General features: G+C 61.4%; 18 protein-coding genes. 11 read left to right on the forward strand and 7 right to left on the reverse strand.

Annotated features, from left to right (window positions below; all coding sequences use genetic code 11):
• Positions 1–271, forward strand: a 271-nt coding sequence (locus tag NVV99_RS25230; protein ID WP_260783202.1) for a hypothetical protein, incomplete at its 5' end; no start/stop codon positions are given.
• A 235-nt stretch (positions 272–506) separates the two neighbouring features.
• On the opposite strand, the gene NVV99_RS25235 is transcribed toward NVV99_RS25230, so the two are convergent.
• Positions 507–749, reverse strand: a complete 243-nt coding sequence (locus NVV99_RS25235; protein WP_064257834.1) for a hypothetical protein — start codon at positions 747–749, stop codon at positions 507–509.
• Between the two features lie 750 nt (positions 750–1499).
• A complete protein-coding gene (locus tag NVV99_RS25240; protein ID WP_156665544.1) occupies positions 1500–2312 on the reverse strand; it encodes a hypothetical protein in 813 nt (270 codons plus the stop codon).
• A 200-nt stretch (positions 2313–2512) separates the two neighbouring features.
• Between NVV99_RS25240 and NVV99_RS25245 the strand changes: the two genes are divergently transcribed.
• On the forward strand, positions 2513–3286 hold the full coding sequence (locus NVV99_RS25245; RefSeq protein ID WP_064257178.1) for a helix-turn-helix transcriptional regulator: 774 nt from the start codon (positions 2513–2515) through the stop codon (positions 3284–3286).
• A gap of 480 nt (positions 3287–3766) precedes the next feature.
• Here NVV99_RS25245 and NVV99_RS25250 read toward each other — a convergent pair whose 3' ends face one another.
• A complete protein-coding gene (locus NVV99_RS25250) occupies positions 3767–3994 on the reverse strand; it encodes a hypothetical protein (protein ID WP_064257177.1) in 228 nt (75 codons plus the stop codon).
• A 696-nt stretch (positions 3995–4690) separates the two neighbouring features.
• On the opposite strand from NVV99_RS25250, the gene NVV99_RS25255 reads away from it, so the two are divergent.
• Genes NVV99_RS25255 through NVV99_RS25265 form a run of 3 tightly spaced genes read left to right on the forward strand, consistent with a single transcriptional unit; the run spans position 4691 to position 7238 of the window.
• Positions 4691–5848 (forward strand): hypothetical protein, encoded by a 1158-nt coding sequence (locus tag NVV99_RS25255; RefSeq protein WP_260783203.1) that lies wholly within the window; start codon positions 4691–4693, stop codon positions 5846–5848.
• 21 nt (positions 5849–5869) lie between these two features.
• Positions 5870–6988, forward strand: a complete 1119-nt coding sequence (locus NVV99_RS25260) for a hypothetical protein (RefSeq protein ID WP_064257175.1) — start codon at positions 5870–5872, stop codon at positions 6986–6988.
• A 25-nt stretch (positions 6989–7013) separates the two neighbouring features.
• Positions 7014–7238: a hypothetical protein gene (locus NVV99_RS25265; protein WP_064257174.1), complete on the forward strand. Its 225-nt coding sequence runs from the start codon at positions 7014–7016 to the stop codon at positions 7236–7238.
• Positions 7239–7258: 20 nt separating this feature from the next.
• Here the strand turns inward: NVV99_RS25265 and NVV99_RS25270 are convergent, their stop codons facing one another.
• A complete protein-coding gene (locus NVV99_RS25270) occupies positions 7259–8449 on the reverse strand; it encodes a DUF6461 domain-containing protein (RefSeq protein WP_064257173.1) in 1191 nt (396 codons plus the stop codon).
• Between the two features lie 1791 nt (positions 8450–10240).
• Here NVV99_RS25270 and NVV99_RS25275 point away from each other — a divergent pair.
• The 5 genes from NVV99_RS25275 (at position 10241) to NVV99_RS25295 (ending at position 13450) form a co-directional block, all read left to right on the forward strand.
• Positions 10241–10501 (forward strand): hypothetical protein, encoded by a 261-nt coding sequence (locus tag NVV99_RS25275; protein ID WP_064257172.1) that lies wholly within the window; start codon positions 10241–10243, stop codon positions 10499–10501.
• 564 nt (positions 10502–11065) lie between these two features.
• Positions 11066–11698 (forward strand): hypothetical protein, encoded by a 633-nt coding sequence (locus NVV99_RS25280; RefSeq protein WP_211270239.1) that lies wholly within the window; start codon positions 11066–11068, stop codon positions 11696–11698.
• Positions 11699–11867: 169 nt separating this feature from the next.
• The gene (locus NVV99_RS25285) at positions 11868–12692 is read left to right on the forward strand and encodes a hypothetical protein (RefSeq protein WP_064257170.1); all 825 of its coding nucleotides are present in this window, start codon (positions 11868–11870) and stop codon (positions 12690–12692) included.
• 151 nt (positions 12693–12843) lie between these two features.
• Entirely contained in the window at positions 12844–13080 is a 237-nt protein-coding gene (locus tag NVV99_RS25290; RefSeq protein WP_064257169.1) for a hypothetical protein, read from the forward strand.
• A gap of 37 nt (positions 13081–13117) precedes the next feature.
• Positions 13118–13450, forward strand: coding sequence for a hypothetical protein (locus tag NVV99_RS25295; protein ID WP_064257168.1), 333 nt, complete (start codon positions 13118–13120; stop codon positions 13448–13450).
• 203 nt (positions 13451–13653) lie between these two features.
• Here the strand turns inward: NVV99_RS25295 and NVV99_RS25300 are convergent, their stop codons facing one another.
• Positions 13654–14355, reverse strand: a complete 702-nt coding sequence (locus NVV99_RS25300; RefSeq protein ID WP_169833943.1) for a restriction endonuclease — start codon at positions 14353–14355, stop codon at positions 13654–13656.
• Between the two features lie 128 nt (positions 14356–14483).
• On the reverse strand, positions 14484–14786 hold the full coding sequence (locus NVV99_RS25305; RefSeq protein ID WP_248957594.1) for a hypothetical protein: 303 nt from the start codon (positions 14784–14786) through the stop codon (positions 14484–14486).
• Positions 14787–14840: 54 nt separating this feature from the next.
• Between NVV99_RS25305 and NVV99_RS25310 the strand changes: the two genes are divergently transcribed.
• Complete coding sequence (locus NVV99_RS25310) at positions 14841–15029, forward strand: hypothetical protein (RefSeq protein WP_258913971.1); 189 nt, start codon at positions 14841–14843, stop codon at positions 15027–15029.
• A gap of 522 nt (positions 15030–15551) precedes the next feature.
• On the opposite strand, the gene NVV99_RS25315 is transcribed toward NVV99_RS25310, so the two are convergent.
• Complete coding sequence (locus tag NVV99_RS25315; RefSeq protein ID WP_064257166.1) at positions 15552–15902, reverse strand: hypothetical protein; 351 nt, start codon at positions 15900–15902, stop codon at positions 15552–15554.
• Positions 15903–16038: the final 136 nt, after the last annotated feature.

Below are 16038 nucleotides of genomic sequence, written 5' to 3' on the forward strand. Positions count from 1 at the left end.
CGTGGAGGATCGGCTCGATCGCTGCTGCGGCTCTCGTTCTTCTTCACCTGCAAGCACCGGCCTGGTGAGAAAACCTCGTTATGTCGTCCACCCGGAGTGGTACGAAAACAAAGAACCTGTCTCGGTCGTCACGTCATGCGGAATCCTGAACACAGGTGATGAAGATCTTGCCGACAGTCTGATCATCGGCGGACTTTACAGTTTCGAGCTCAGGGACGTGACCGTAGGACAGAACGCGAGAAGGCACATCGTGAAGGCGACACTGGAATGATCTCTGCCTAGGCCATGGGTAGGTCGAGTTCGCTGTCACTACGTCTGTCGTGCGTGTAGCGTCCAAACGCCCGCGCTCCTGCCACGCCCGAACTCGACAACTGGCCGACCGGATCCGAAGAGCGATCGGTAGCCGAAGCTCACTCACCATCCTTGCCAAAGGCTCGCGTGGCCGACTCGGCGTCACCGCGCGGGTGTCGTCGGGTTAGTTCGTCGTCCGGGATGACCGACGCCGACTATCGGCCGAACCGCTCCAGTTTCGTGCTTTCGGCCTGTGCTGCGGTTTCAACCAGTTCCTGTTCGATTAGGGCGGGGATCTGGTCGAGGGGCGCGATCCAGCCGTCTGCACGGGTGAACCAGTTGCCTTCAACTTCCTCCCACAGTGCCCACATCCCTTCCGCGAGTGGAACACTCTCAAATTTGCGGTTCTCAGCGCGGTAGGTCACCCTCTCGGGGCTGGATGAGGTTTGCTCGACCATCGTTTCGGTCTCCTGTCGTCTTATCGACCTGCGGCGCAGGCCCGGGTGGGTAGCCAAAGCGGAGGCAATTGTTTGTCCGGCGCTGGCCCTTTCAAAGGGTGGCAGCGAGGGCCGGTGCGGGCGTTCTGCTTGGGCGATGAGGCCGGTGGTCCGTGTAGGTGCCGCTGTGCGACTGCTGGCGGTGAGCGTTGATCTGCGGGATCTGGGGTTCGCGAACCGACATCAGCGGCGGCGATCAGTGGCGGCGCTTCTCTGATCATGGCAAAGCCTCACCCGCGGGAGGTTGGTGAGGCTTTGCCAGCTTGTCCGACGCCAGCTTGTCCGACCTCAGGAAGCGTTGAGTCTCGCGTCCTTGTCCTTGCAGCGCTTGCAGGTTGGCACTTCCCCCAGAACTGGATGCTTCAACGTGGTTGTTGCTTCGTTCGTGCACATCGCAAACCATCGGCACGTCCCCATGATTTCTCTCCTATTCCTGAACTGTCTACGATCTTGAATTTCGGCTCGCCGCTCGATCCGTTTGCGAACGAGTTCGCCGACGCGGAGCTTGTCTACTAAGCGGTTCGAAGCCTACTAGGTCTCAACACTTTTCATTGATGTCCAGTGCCCGGGTGAATGGCAGGCCCTCTCAGAAATTCCACCGGATGTCACCCCTCATTCTGATCTACCGAGACGTGGCATGCGGGCCAGGATGGGGCGATGTGATGTAACCCTGCTGTTCATGCGGATTCGATTGTCGTCGTTGATCGGCCGTCACACGCTCGCCAACGAATCCTTTTCGATTACTACACCTCGGATAGCGAAGGAGGCGGGGGCGTGAACGAGCGAGTACGCGAACATTCGGGGGTTCCCCGGGTGCCAGAGCCTCGACCGGAGTCCCCGACCTGGTCGCGTAGTCCATTCGGGCTCGTTTCCGTTGCGGCGCATCCCCACAAGCGCGGAAGCCGCGGACACCACAGCATCGACGACGTCGTTTCCGGTCAGGTCCGGTTCGTCATCCACGTTGCCTGCCTCGGAAATCCAATGAGCGGTGAAGCGCACGTACTCGTTCTCTTCGACTGACCGGAGGGCATTGGCCAGCGCCGCCGGAGCTTTCGGGGAAGTCGCCGTACGTGGGTAGCCGCGTATCGCGACGTCGATATTGTTCTTGGCCCGAGGTACGAGGAAGTCTTCGAGGAACTTGATGTCGTCCGCGTTGTGGTCGACCCGTGAGGCATGGTTTTTCAGTGCGAGAACGTATTCCGGGGTTGGTACGCAAACACTGAGCCCTGGAACTTCCAGTACGACTTGCTGCGCGGGCTCCGTTTCGGGAAACAATCCCTTCACCACGTCGTTGACCCACGCGTCGGACAACCTCCCGCGTCGCCTGGACACCACACGGGCAGTTTCGGAGATTACATTTGTCGGCTCGAAAACGGCGGTGACGTCGGTTGTCAATCGACGGGTGTTGAATGCCACGGATAGGACTGCGCCGCCGTCGCCGAAGAACGCACCTCGCACTCCACGAGATGCGAGTTCGGCTCCCAGTTCGGTAAGCAGCTCGATCGACTGGTCCTGCGTCAGCATCTTCCCTCCATCCATTCGCGTTTCCTTCCGGCCTAGATGCTCTCCGCTGCTTGACCTTCGCAGATCGCACCGATCGCATCCAGCAGAGCACGCCTGGTCAGCGTTTGTGCGAAGTCGGTCGGAGCATTGACTCACCACTGTTGACAGCCCAATTCGGCGTCGATCTGCCACAACCATCCCAAATTGGTTACACTCCCAATATGGCTATCGAGACATCTGCGGATGGAACCGAAGAACGGTTCGCGCGTCGGGTCCGCATAGAACGCGAGGCCAGGAACCTTTCCCAGGCTGACCTCGCGAAACTGCTCAGCAGGAACGGCCTCCGCGCTCACTCGACGACGATCGCGAAGATCGAAACCCGCGACAGCGCACACCCCCGCACCATCCGACTCGACGAGGCCGCTGCGCTTGCGCGCATCTTCGACACCACACTGGACGACCTCATCGGCAATCCCCGTCCGTACGACCCCAACGCCGGTCTCGACCTTGTGTCAAAGACCGCGCACCATACCCAGCAATCGATCACGTTGGCCATCGACCAGCTCAACGAATCGCTCAACGCCCTCTCCGCCGCAGCGGCCCACGGCGACCACTCGGTCGATTCCCCCGCCGTCGATCTGCCGTTCCAACGTCGAGCGCTGATCGAGGCGGCACGGCCCAAGCTCCGCGACGCCGTGCACGCCCTCAAAGCCGTGCTGCACGACATCGGCGGCTACCCGCTGTATCCCGAAGACACCGTGCGGGAACGCTTCCGTGCGCTGGCTCTCCACATCCGGGACACAGTTACTCCTTTGACCAGCCCCGAGGGAACAGACAATCACCTGTTCTCCAACGACGAATGCACTTGTGGATGGATGGGCAGCAAACGCCATCATCTGGGGCATCGAGAATGGGTCGCAGAACAACGAGCGATCGCCGATTCGATCGAGCCTTCACTCCCACAAAGTAGTTCAGACGCTCAGCTCAGCAGCTAGCCGTGCAGACCAGCACGCAATCCACTGTCTACCAACACAAAACGGGAGAAGCGCCATGATGTCCGACAAGATGAAAATCACCCTCAGCGCATTGAACGGCTACGAGTCCATAATCGGCCGGGGAACCACAGCCGGAGAAGTTACGGAGTCCGGGGGATCCAGAAGCTCACTTGCAACAGCCGTCAAGAATGGATGGGTTAATACCTACCCCAAAGAAGTCCACGCTTCAGAACGGCGAGCGCCAGCCTATTACCTCACGAGCGAGGGTGAAACTGCGCTCAAAGCACAGCAGTAGCTTTCTGACTTCTCGAACAGTCGGCGGCGTGCGAACCCTATCTGCCGAACGAAACCCGAAGCCCTTGTTGACAATGGAATATCAACAAGGGCTTCGGGTTACTGAGGATAGAACCAGATCCGAGAGCAACTTTCGTCATACTCCCCGGCGTCTTTCTTTGTCATCACTGGTCTCCCCCGGCGTCGTCAGAGGACATCCTCCCACGCGCCGCCCGATTTCCGAGACTTCGGCATGAAGTATCCGTCAGGGTTGATGATCCACATCAATTCGCGGCCGTCAGTGATCTTCAGCAATTTCACTGCGCCGTCGCTGTTCGCCGGGCTGACGAAGCAGTCGCCAGCGGGAGACTGGTCCTGCCAGTGGTCGATTGCTTCTTTTTGCTCGTCGGTGAGTGCGGGTAGTTCAAAGGCCATGTGTATGTTCCCATTCCGTTGTATCGGCGTCGAAGCGGACTGTGAGACTTGCAAGCTGGTGATCAAACTATCGCAGATTGGGGATGCCCGGATTTCAGGACTACGTTCCACCGGCCGGTATTCGCTATTTCTCGTCATGCGGCGGTCGACAGCCGCGTAACGATTTTCCTCATCCATCCACGGCTGCGATGCGCTACCCTCCGCTGTCGGTCCACTGAATCTCCGCGTCGTGCGGAGCTGGCGCGTCAACTGTTGCGAGGTAGTCGAGGACCATCATTCGGGCGACGTCGAGATCTCGCGTTCCGTATGTCTGCGTGTATCCGTGCCCCTCGATGTGGAGTTCGAGTCCGTTCTGTCGGCGCCAGCCGCGCCACCATGGACCTCTGCAGGTCCATCGGCTGACTGCCACGTGTATCGCTGCCATGAATCCAGTCTGGCAGGTCCGGGTCATCGGAATGTGCGACCCGCACCTATCGGCACACCTCCGGGGCGTGCTGGTGCAGCGCCGAGTTGCTTGCCCACGCCGCGGTCGGTGGGATGCCGCTCTTGCGTGTGCCTGTGGGACTTGCATGTTCGTGTTCATCCCACAAGGCCAGTGCGCCCTGTCTGTCACAATCATGCGTGCCCATTCCTACAGCGTTCACTCCCCTGCGGAAGCCTCGCCGCCGACGCGCTCCGGCTGCCATGTTCGGAATAGTGTCGGTCGCGCTCCTCGCGGGCTGCAGCTCCGGAAGCAGCGATGCCGGGGCTTTGGACTGGGACTCTCTCCCGTCCTCCTTCGCCACTGAATGCAGCGTGTGGACGAACCCGGATCCGGATTCGTTCGCGACGAACACGCCTCCGCCTGCGGAAGTGCAGGTCCGGGCAGCGACCGTCGAACACACCACTGGTGATCGGGTCAAGATCAGCTTGTCGTTTCTGGCTCCGCCTCCCCCGCCGCCCCTTCAGGTGCCCGGGGTCGGAAGCCAGACGATCGCACAGCCAGGATCCGTCGATTTCTCGTTTGCCGTGTACCCGAGTGGGATGAACGGCCCGAACGACTACAGCCTGTTCTTCCAACGAGATACGCAAAACGTCTGGACGGTCAGCGGAAGCCGCACCCTGACCCCGGAACGCGCGAAATCGGGATTCGATCTGGAGAGTGTTGTCGGCACCGTGGATTCATCCCGTGTGATCGGAAACGATCTGATTGCCGAGGTCGATCTGGCTCAATTTCCGGCGGTCTTGCGCGAGCCGGTCTTCGCTCCGGACGTTCAGGTCTCGAGCAAGCAAGCGATCCCGCGCGATCCATACCGCCTGCCGATAGAAGGCCCCAACGGCGGTCCGCCCAAGACCGGCCCGAGCAATATGGGGCTGTTCATGTTCGCAACCCAAAACTGCTCCGCGACCGACTCTGACATCGCTATGGACGGCGGCGCATTCACGAGCACGTTCGAGACGGAACCACGCTCTGCCGCAGTGGATCCCGAGACGTTCGCGAACCCAACGAAAGCAGGGTCCTACCAGTTCACGACCAGCGACGGAAACTTCACCTGCGGAATCAACCTGTCCGGGATCGCAGAAGGCGCGGGATGTCACGGCGCAATCCCCACGGACGCCGCGTGCACCGTCGGCGGCACGTCCACCGGCGCTGACTGCACCCCGAACACGATCTTCATCTCCGCCACTTCCAAAGGCATCCAGCAAGCTGAACGGCAGCGGTACGCCAACGGCAGTACCGCAACTGTCCTGAACAACAACGAAACTCTCCGCGTCGGCGACTACGCCTGCGTCGTGCGTGATGACACGGTCCAATGCTCCGACAATGCGGGGAGTGAATTCTCGGTCTCACCGACCTCGGCTACCGTCACCTGAACCGGGAGAACGGGAGAACTGATGCTCAGTGCGGATATTTTGCTGGCGGGCCCGCGGGGGCGCCGGATGCTGCTCGCGTACGCGATCGACGCCGAACGCGCCCTGCGGCCCGAGCCAGGCGACGGCATGTTCCGCATCAGCGCTCACCGGGCGGCTTATCACCTCGACGTCGGGCAAGGCACCTCCCGAGTGTTGTTCGGCCCGGGCGCCGAAGAGGCCCGGCGGACAATAGTCACCGCCGAGGATGTGGCGCGTAGCCTCTCGGAAATCTCGCTCCCCGACGTCACCGCCGTCGATCTACGCTCCGCCCTCGCAGAAGCCGTCGATGCGGCACGCTACTGGCAGGAACCCGACGGAGAAGACGTCCTCGTCGCCACCGAGGTTATGCAAGATGAGCTTCGACGCGTCGCGGAGCACATTGCCGGATCCGAACAGGCGCAATGGTGGAGCAGCCCGCTTGCCGCGCCCGACCAATGGACGATCGGGTGCCGAGATGACGAATCTGCGAACACAGGCGAAGTGCCTGCTGCGCAACAACTCCTCAGCGAGTGGCGCACGAGCACCCTGGAATCGGAAGCGAGAGCCGAACGTGACCGCCCGGTGGATCCCGCAGCGAACTGGTCAGGTTATTGGTGGTCGGATCCACCCACTCAGTGTTCGACGAGGGCGCTGTTCGACGGGACAGCGGCGGGCTTGTGGTTCGTCGAAGACAGCATGGGATGGGAACGGGCCGTCGTGCGAGCGTTGCGGCCACCGAATGGCGCACGCATCTACGAGATCGACAGTGCACAAGCCTGGGCGGATCTGTGCAGACGGTTCCCACTCGAGGTCACCGCAGAAACGCGGCAGGTTTGGTACCGGACTACCGGCCGATCAGGCAGGTGGGTCATCCCGGACTGGGTGCAGGTCGCGGAAAGTTCTGAGGGAGTGCACCTTACCGTGACGGGATACCTCGCGGCGGCAGGAACCGCGATCGACGTCGATGCCGACACAGCGAGCGTCATCGCGGGCTGGGCACCCGACGAAACATACTGGTTCACCGACGCTGCCACCTACAGTTCCGAGCCGTGTGTTTGGGTTCTGCACAATGGCTCGGACGTGACCGACCAGCCCGCCTGGACGCTGGAATCGCAGCAATGACGACATACGTGAACGCAGTTCAGGCATGAGATTTCACGAGAAGTCGATCGCTCTCGCCATCCGCGTGGGGCAGGACTACTTCACCGGAAACACCTGCCCGCAAAACGGAGATGCCGACACGAACGTCGAATCCCTCGGCCACGGCGACAACGACATGTACGAATATCGGGTCAGCTGTCCCGTGTGCGGATGGCAGGAGTACCTACGTGCACGCGGAATCACGCAGAAGGACGGTCCCAGTCCCACCTGAGCGATCGCCCCTGTCGGTCGTCAAGGGCCGGTGAAGAAGTCGTCGTCGACATGAATGCCGGTTTCCACGTCCGAGAGTTCGAGCGTAAATGACTTGTCCACCCACCTCAGGGGGATACCTGTTTGTGCGTCGAACGCGGCTGTGGAATCGAGGCCGAGTCCGTCCGGTGGCATCGCGAATTCCCATGCCGGGCGCCCGTTCACCTCCACTGCATCGCCGATCGTGTCCGGTGGGAGTAGATCTGTGAACCGTGTGGACGGCCACGAGAGGTGGACGAGGAGGAGTTGTTCGAGGTAGATGTCGAGGCTGTATCCGCTGCTTCGTCGTTGGAGTGTTCCGTCGGTGCGGAACCATGTCTGTCGTTGCCGGTTCTGCAGATACAGCGTCCCCTGCTGGTCTGCCAGACGGATGCAGCTGCGCGGTTTGTACCAGAATTCGAGTTGAGCGCCGGGACGCCCACGAGATCGTGTTTTGGTGATGACAGCATGCAGCGGGGTTCGATCCGCGCCCCAGTAGCGGTGCGCGACTGCCCTCCACGACGACGGGTTGTCGCGCCCCGGGAGGGTGTGGGGGTCGGGGGAGGTAGTTTGTTGGTCCCTGGGGACGACGGCGACGCTGAAGACGCCCGCCTCGAACACGGCAGCGGGTACTGCTACGCCGGTGATTCGTTCGGCCAGGGCGAAGGCACCTTCCACTGCATGCTCGCCGGGCTCACTGCTCGCATCGTCATCGATGCCGATGCCGCCGACATCGAGAATCAGGTCCACGAGCCGCTCGTCCCCGATCACCGGGTTGGAACCGAAAAGTTCGACATGGGCGACCCGTTCGCCATTGGACCACCAGACGAATTCGCTGTCGGCGTTCACACTGAGGTAGTGCGAGACGACCTCACGATCGGGGAGCAGTGGCAGCATCAACTCATCCGTGACGGCGAATGTTCCGCCGTTGAGCTGCAGCAAGAAGGTGTTCTCCTCGTCCACCATGGCGACGGCGACCACATCGCTCGGGCCGGGGACGTCGGATTGTTCGGCGAGGTCCAGTGCCACCCCGCTGAGTTCAGCAATACCGATCGCTTCGGTCACATGGGCAGCGCCGAGCGTGTCCAACACCTGTGCGGGGGTGCGGCCGGGGATGGCGGCGACGCAGTATCCGAGAGCGAGACTGCCGTCCCGATACGGTTGGAGCCAGGAGTAATCGCGGTAGGTAGCCACAGCTCCACAGTTTCACGGAAGACCGCCAACAGGCAGCGAATGCCGAAGTGCCCCCGGCTCATATTGAAGCCGCTCCCCCCGTGCGGGCGGATTCGCGGCGGGATACTAACCGGCGGCACCGCCAATCCCGGTGAAGGGACGTGATACGAAATACCCATGAAAAGACCCTTTGTTGTGGCCATTGCAGCGCTCGCGCCGCTCGCATTCCCCGCTGTGGCGAGCGCCCAACCGACTGATTCGACACTGCCTCCAGTGGTGACACTCACCAGCGGCGACTCGTCAATCACCGCGACCATCACAAACCCGAATGGACCTCGTGTCGTCAAGGGGTACACGCGCACCTGCACCCTCTCGATTGACGGCAGCCCCGAAGGCTTCAGCGACTCTGTCCTCCCCTTCGAAAACCCCGACTGGCAAAACCACCCGTCAGACCCCACTGACGCCACCATTTATCCTCAGGCCGGACAGACGGTCACGGTGACACGAACTGGCCTCCCCCAGGGTCGATACAGCCTGTTCGGACTATGCGGCCAAATGAGCCACGGGGGCGGATGGATGTGGGGCTCCGGACAACTTTCCGAACGAGTCCAGTACGAAATTCTGGTCGGGCCTGAACCGAGGCCTGAACCTACCGGCTCCCTCGCGTTCGGTTCGTAAGGCACACCAACCAACTCGGGGGCTTCCCAACGCCGGAAGTCGATCATGGTGGGTCCCACAACGATGAACCAAACGTCGGCTCAGACGCATTGGATGCACATACGCCAGCCTTGAGTGCGTACGACCCAAGCGTATCGAATAGAAACGAGCCGGACGAAAGCAGCTTTCGCGGAACGGATTGCGACCGTTCTTGCTGCTTTCGCCCGACTCGCCTGTCTACCTCACCACTATGACTGGTCGAAACTGTCGTTCGCCTGCCTGCGACGCAACTGCCCCTGACCGCTTCCGATCGAAGTCGGAAGCTCGTACCACTCACTCGTCCGAATATACAGAAGCGGCGCCAGTTCTCGCGCCGCCGTGAGCTGACGGTCCCCACTTGTCCGGCCAATCCGTCCCGCAGCTACCCTCCTGCGACAATGCCGTCGCTGTCAGCAATTACAGAAAGGTGCACCGGCCCAAGGGAACACAGGCCTGTACACTGTTCCGGCCGTCAGCGGATCCGGGTCAAGCCTCGCCCGCTCTACGCTTCGCGGCTTCCTCTCGCAGTCTGCGCGCAGTCCAGTTCGTGAGACTTCCGTCTCCTATTTCCTCGTCCATCTCGGCAAGGGTTTGCGCTGCCTACGCGACGCGGTCCGCACTGACCTTCATGGCCATGTTTCATCTCCTGCGCAATAGGTTTCACCGCCGAATGGCAAGTTGCCAGAGTCGACGCCGTCGCCCTGCCCTGTGTCGACCGACGACGGAGCACCTATTCGGACGCCTGAGCGGTCCTTGAGTCCTCGCCCGCGACGATCAGGCGGGTCTCGACGACCTCGAATGATCCATCTCCGGTCAGATCGACCTTGTTTACCTCCGCAATAACAACTTTCGACATCTCGTACCTCTCTCGTTTCATGCAAGATTCCGGCTGGGCGAAACACTATCTGCCGCTCGGCGCGAGCGCTCACCCAATCCGGCGCGATCCAAATCTGCGATCATCGTGTCCCTTTTCCGGTCGCGGGATGCGAGGCTCACGTCTTGCCTTGCGGCGGGCTTGGCGCACCGCATCGGCTGCGCCCACGGGGCGCACAGTCTGGATACGCTCACGGAATGCGTTACCTACGCGCAGATTACGCATCGAGAGGATTGGACTCCATGGCAGCGGAAGACTTCTTTGTTCGGGACGGACTCCCCCCGGGCATGACCAATGACGAACCCGTTCCGTACGGCTATCGCCGGTGGAACGGCGTCGTCTGGGCCGACTCGTGGACAGACACGTACAACGCCATATCGCGGCAAGCCGTCATCGCATGGAGACAGGGTTTCGACAGCAAAGCCGAGCAGGAAGTCGAGGCGATGTACCGGATGGCCGCACAATTCGACCAACTCGGAAAAGAACTCGCCGAAAAGGACTAGACCGCAGACGAACAGACAGCGATATCGAATCTCGGCTGCAACGGCGCGCTTGCTGTCGCTCTCACATGAACGTATGGGCACTCGACTTCATATTCGAAGTCGAGTGCCAGTTTCGTATGTCCGCGTCCGAACAACCAGCTCGTCGGCACCATTGCCAGCGAAAGCCTCGACGCAGCAAGGGAAATACCGTGCAGTCGCGCCGAAAGGCATCCGTCCAATGAACGCAACCGAGTACCAGACGACCATTGTCGAGCCGCTCAACGCCGCAACTGGTCTCCTCTTCGGCATCGTCTTCACCGGCGGCAGGCACCGCGCATTGTCCGCACCGCTTGCTCAGCCCAACGCGCGCGCTGAACGCGCCGCCACACACGGTGCGCCCCCTTAGCCGCCCATCTGGCCCGCCCATTAACGCCCTCACGAGTTCTATTGCGTCCCCTGACATCAGAAGGTGGGCGGTCACTTCCGCGCCGCACGCGCCCGTTCAGGACCTGCGCGTCGCGTAACGCAGCGACAGCACACAGCGATTCAGCAGCGAGTAAATATCCCCCACACGCAAGGAACACAGTGCCGCCGACCACCCGCTTTGCCACGTTCGCCGCAGCTGCTCTCACCGCCGCACTCGCTCTCTCAGGATGTGGCAGTAGTGACGGATCACCGACGTCAGCCGTCACCAGCGAAGCACCCGCCGTCGACGCGGTAGAGGACACGTTACCTGCCCGAATGGAAGGCAGAATCGACAACCCGGACCGCACCGAAATGCACGGCTTCCTCACAGCCAGTCCGTACGAGCTGACGGCCGACCTCGAGGTGTACTCCACGCAGCAGCTGACGGCGGACAGTGCACCCGCACCGGATGGAAAGAAGTACGTCGTGATCAGCTCGGCACCAGCCACCACGAGTTGGATCATCGAAAAACGAGGATGCACAGGCGAACTCGGCGCATGCGGGCGCGCGGACCTCACCGAGACTTTCGAGCTGAACTTCGCACCATACGACTTCTCGGTCACCAGCCCCGATCCGGTGGAGCCGGTGAAGAAACGGGCACGGTTCGGCTCTCCACAGGGCGCCGAGTTGATCTTCGTGGTGCCTCAGGATGCTTCGGTGATGCAGTTGCGCGTGTCGGCGTATCGGCCGGGACGCCTCGACGCTGTGGAAGCATGGACGGACATCGACGTCGAGTTTTCCACTCTGCGATAGCGCGCATTAGGGAGGTCGCGGGGAGGCACCGGTGTTGTGACCGCCCTCGACGGATCCTCTCCCCCGCTCGCTCGACAACACCGACATCCTCGACTGCACCCTCGTCGAATACTGTTCGATTCTTCACGGCGGACCGATCCGGCTCGCTGACGATCGAAGGAGTGCAGAAGTGGCGACAGACGCGAACTTAGGCCCATGCGTCATCTGCGGAGATCTCGACAATCCCACTCTCGAACACATCATCCCGCAGGCACTGCTGCTGCGAATGGGAGTCGAACCCGCAACCACTGCCGATCATCCGTTCACGACATCGCTGTGTAACGACTGCAACACCGCAACCAGCAAGTTGCACAACAACACGGACCTGCTCGACTTGATCGAGACAGGGGCACCGGTCTCGCAGAACACCCTCCGCGCCCTCGCCTTCTGGATCGTCTGGATCACCTTGCTGCTGGGCGTGAAACGGGGCGGAGACGTCTGGCCGATAGAAGACGCACGTCAGCGATTGCAGTCACGCTTCAGCGACCGCTCGGGTGGGGGCGTCCCCAAAGGCACCAGGGTGTACGCAGCCCTGGTTAACGAAGACGAAACCAGCACCCTGAGCGCCCAGTACTCGATACTTCTGCGCAACGACCCGCGAGTGATCCTCGACCACGCAAACTTCCCCACCGGCTACCGCCCTTCAGGAGCAAAAACAGCCGCCGCCGTCCTGCGGGTCGGCAACCTCGTCGTGATGGTTCTGGGACCAACATGGTCGTCGGGACCGGACCACATTTCCCTCATCGACAAGGCCGCAGCCGATATCGGACTGACCCCGATCTGGCCGTCCACCAATCCCGAAATCACGCTGACGCCGCACACCGTGGCCCTCAAAGAGGTCTGGAATCTGTTCGTCTGCACACCTTTCACGACCCGGAACAACGAACTGCTTCCCGCCGCCCTTCGCGCCCTCGAGTCCGCTGTGAGCTACCTGGACCCGAGCACAGAGACCTAACGCGAGCGCGGATCCGGAGACCTGCCGTTCCGGCGCACGGGTCCACGCTGAACTCGTCGCCGTGTCCGCCGCTGCCATTCGCATCCGACTACGCATCCGACATCCGCTTTAGACTTCCTCTATCACCCTTCCCCGAGAGAGGCCTTTTGTGATGCCGGAGAACACAATCAACAGTGATGACACGGTCGAGGACGGCACCGACGCCAACGGCCCCTTCCGCAAGATGACGCCTGCAAAGGACATCGCGCACTGTTCGGCCTGCGGCCGACAAACCGAGGTCGTGATCATCCGGGACCCCGACACCGACGACGAGACGTGGTACGGGCTGTGCTGTGACGCCTACGGCGATGATTTGCCCGACTCTGTCCGCTTTCCCTTCGGCCGGTAGTCCCTTCCCCGCTCGCTACGAAACGAAAGGCAGGTTCATGAGCACCTACAAAGCATTCATCGCGAAGGACGGCAAGAGGTTTCAGGTCTCCGTCTGCTGGGATGACAACGACCCCAACAGGTTCATCACCGCACCGTTTCCTCTCGAACCATCCGACGACCTCGACAACCAACTCGGGCGAGCTGGGTACCGGCTGGTGTCGAACGACTCCGACAATATCGGCCGAGGTTGGGCCGTTGTGTCGCGGATGGCAACGGATCGGCCCTTCTACGATCCGGTGGAACAGACCTGGCGCTCATCTCTGTCCGACGATGCGAAGCAGAAAATCCGCGCCAAGTACCCGGACGCGTCGGTGCCTGGCGTAGCGTGAGCCCTCCCTCCGCCGTGCCCGATGTGACGCGCTAGCGCCATCCGCGAACAGATGTGACCCCTCCGAGCTTCTCGGAGGGGTCATTTTTTGTGCCCAGATCCGCCGCTACTTGCGGTGGACCGCAGCATGATTGACGGACGAAGCGCACCGGTTGCGACGTCATAGCGTTTACCCGGTAAACACTTGCGATACCACGTTCGAATTCAACGGCGTTGTCGCGGTTGAAATGTCAGGCACCGGACACCGTGACGATCGCCCCATTCTTTGGCCTTTTTCGTGTAGCCGGTACGGGAAAAGAAGATCGCATCCTTGCCCTCCGCGTGCGCGATTCCACTCAGCCGCTGAATTTCGTGGAGCGCGATCTTGGAGGAGAAGAACTTGACCTGGGCGACCGCCCGAGCGGATGTGACGTCGATTCCGCCGTCCGGCCCCGCCTTCGTCTTCCTGGCGTCGGGGTAGCCGTTCTTGCGCATCCAGTCCTCGGCGAAGTCCTCTGCGTCCTCCCACGTGAGCAGCGGACGACCACGGAGCCGCACACGTGGCGGCGGGGCGTCCGCGTCCACTGTGGGAGATGGTTGGTCTGTCTCGTCCGACTGCGACGAGGGCAGGTCGAACGGGAACGGAAATGGATGCTCCGCGTCATCGGGACTGAGAACTGGCCGATACTTCGGATCGCCAAAAGCCGTTGGCTTCGTCCGGGCCTGGGCTTTGATACGGGCCTTGTTCGCGAGGTACCACTGGCCGAGGCCTGGCCCTCGCGAGTCCAGGTAGCGCGCGGCCGACTCGTCACGCCATCGCACTTCACCTTTGAGACCTTTCACCTCACGTAGGCACAGTCGACAACGAGCGGATAGCCCGAGGACGAGCGGTCCACCGCAGTAGCCACACAGCCAGAGTTCCTCCACGGCTTGCATTCTACGAACCCGGGGATCCATGCCTGCTGGCATCCTCGCCTACCAATGAAAGTGGCGCGCATCGCCGACGAAATCTCGTCCGTCGGTGACGCGCGCCGTTCTACAGACCTGCTGCCGGGTCAGCTCCCGAAGTTCACGCCTGGGGCTGCTGCGGGCGCACCAGCGGCGGGCAGCGTGACCACCCAGGACGCTTGCTGCACGGCGTAGGTGGTGAACGGGAACATCGCCAGGTATGTCTCGAGTCCTGGGTAGTCCGAGGCCCACATGCTCATCGGTTCGTCGAGGCTGCCGCAGGACGCCAAGACGACGTAAGCGCCGTCCGGGATGCCGGTGACTGTCTGAACTGTTGTGCCCGTCGGGATCACGCCGGTCTCGTAGATCGTTTGTCCTGGTCCGATCGTGTCTTCGATCGGCGGCAACACGCCACCAGGGGCGTCCCGAGGCCCGTGGTGCACTGCAGAGGACCGCCCGAGTTGTTGGTGATGGTATTGCTCACCGTGGACCCGGACGCGCTGTATGCGAAGGTGACGTCGGCAGCCGTCGAGGCCGAGGCCAGCGAGGGAGCTGCCATAGCCAAGGGAAGAGCTGCAGCACCGACCAGGGCCGCGCGTGTGATCGAACGCATCGAATCTCCTTCTCGTTCAGCATCAAATGTCGTCGACTGATCTTGACATGAAACGAGACCAACTGGACCGGTTTTCTTGGATCCCATGCCTCCGCCAACGACCGCACCCTGGGTGCCGCCTTGGCCAGCGCGCGACGGCATAACCCAAATATGCACCGAGAAAAGGGGACTCGAACCAATAGGTTCGAATCCCCTTATTGCGTGAGCGCGGCCCGTTTAGGGGACCGGTGTGTGCGGTGCATCTTCGGGTTCGATCCAGGAGCAACCCTCGATCTCCTGCGCCTTGTCTTGCGCCGAATACCTGTCGTCGGCGGTCACCGTACCAATGTGATTGTTCTCGTCGTCGTACACAATCCAGTTGCGCATTGGCGTCGATCTCCCAGCAGTCGAAGTTGATGAATCGGAACGGTTCTCGATCCGTTCATACATTCTCCCCCAACTGCTTTGAGCCCGTCGACTCCAAACTGCAACACGAGCAATCCGTCGCCGCATTGAACGGAACCTAGAACGACACTGCGCGCGATGTATCCGCGGTTTCCTGGTTACCGGCTAGCGGGGGCGGCTACATCCCGGCGACGATGATGTCCGGATGTGCGCGGACAGCAGCACCCTGTTGACTGGCTGGCACCAGGTGGGGAAGTTCCGGTTCGTCGTCCAGGGACACCGGGCCATCCCAGGGAGCGACGAGTGTTGGGTTGTATTCCCAACCGTCACACGACATGTCGTCAACCCAAATGGGAGTGAGGGAAGTGCCGAAATGCTTCTCCGCGAATGCCGTCACAGCAGGGAGGACGTTCTGATCGAAGTATCCTCCACTACCGACTTTGACGTCGCATCCGAATGCGCTCGGCCTCACTCTGGCGACGTATTCGCCAGCCGCCGAACGCAAAACCACATGATGGTAGGTCCCCATGTGCGGATCCTTTCTCGTTCTACGGGTGGGTCTTTCGTGACTATTTCTACACGCGATTCACTGACGGTTTCAGAATGATCTCCGCAGTCGCCTCAAACAGATGATGCTGCACGCGAGTTCGAGCAGCCCCTGATGC

This window comes from Rhodococcus sp. PAE-6, from assembly GCF_025290685.1.
In the GTDB taxonomy this organism is placed as follows: domain Bacteria; phylum Actinomycetota; class Actinomycetes; order Mycobacteriales; family Mycobacteriaceae; genus Rhodococcus; species Rhodococcus pyridinivorans.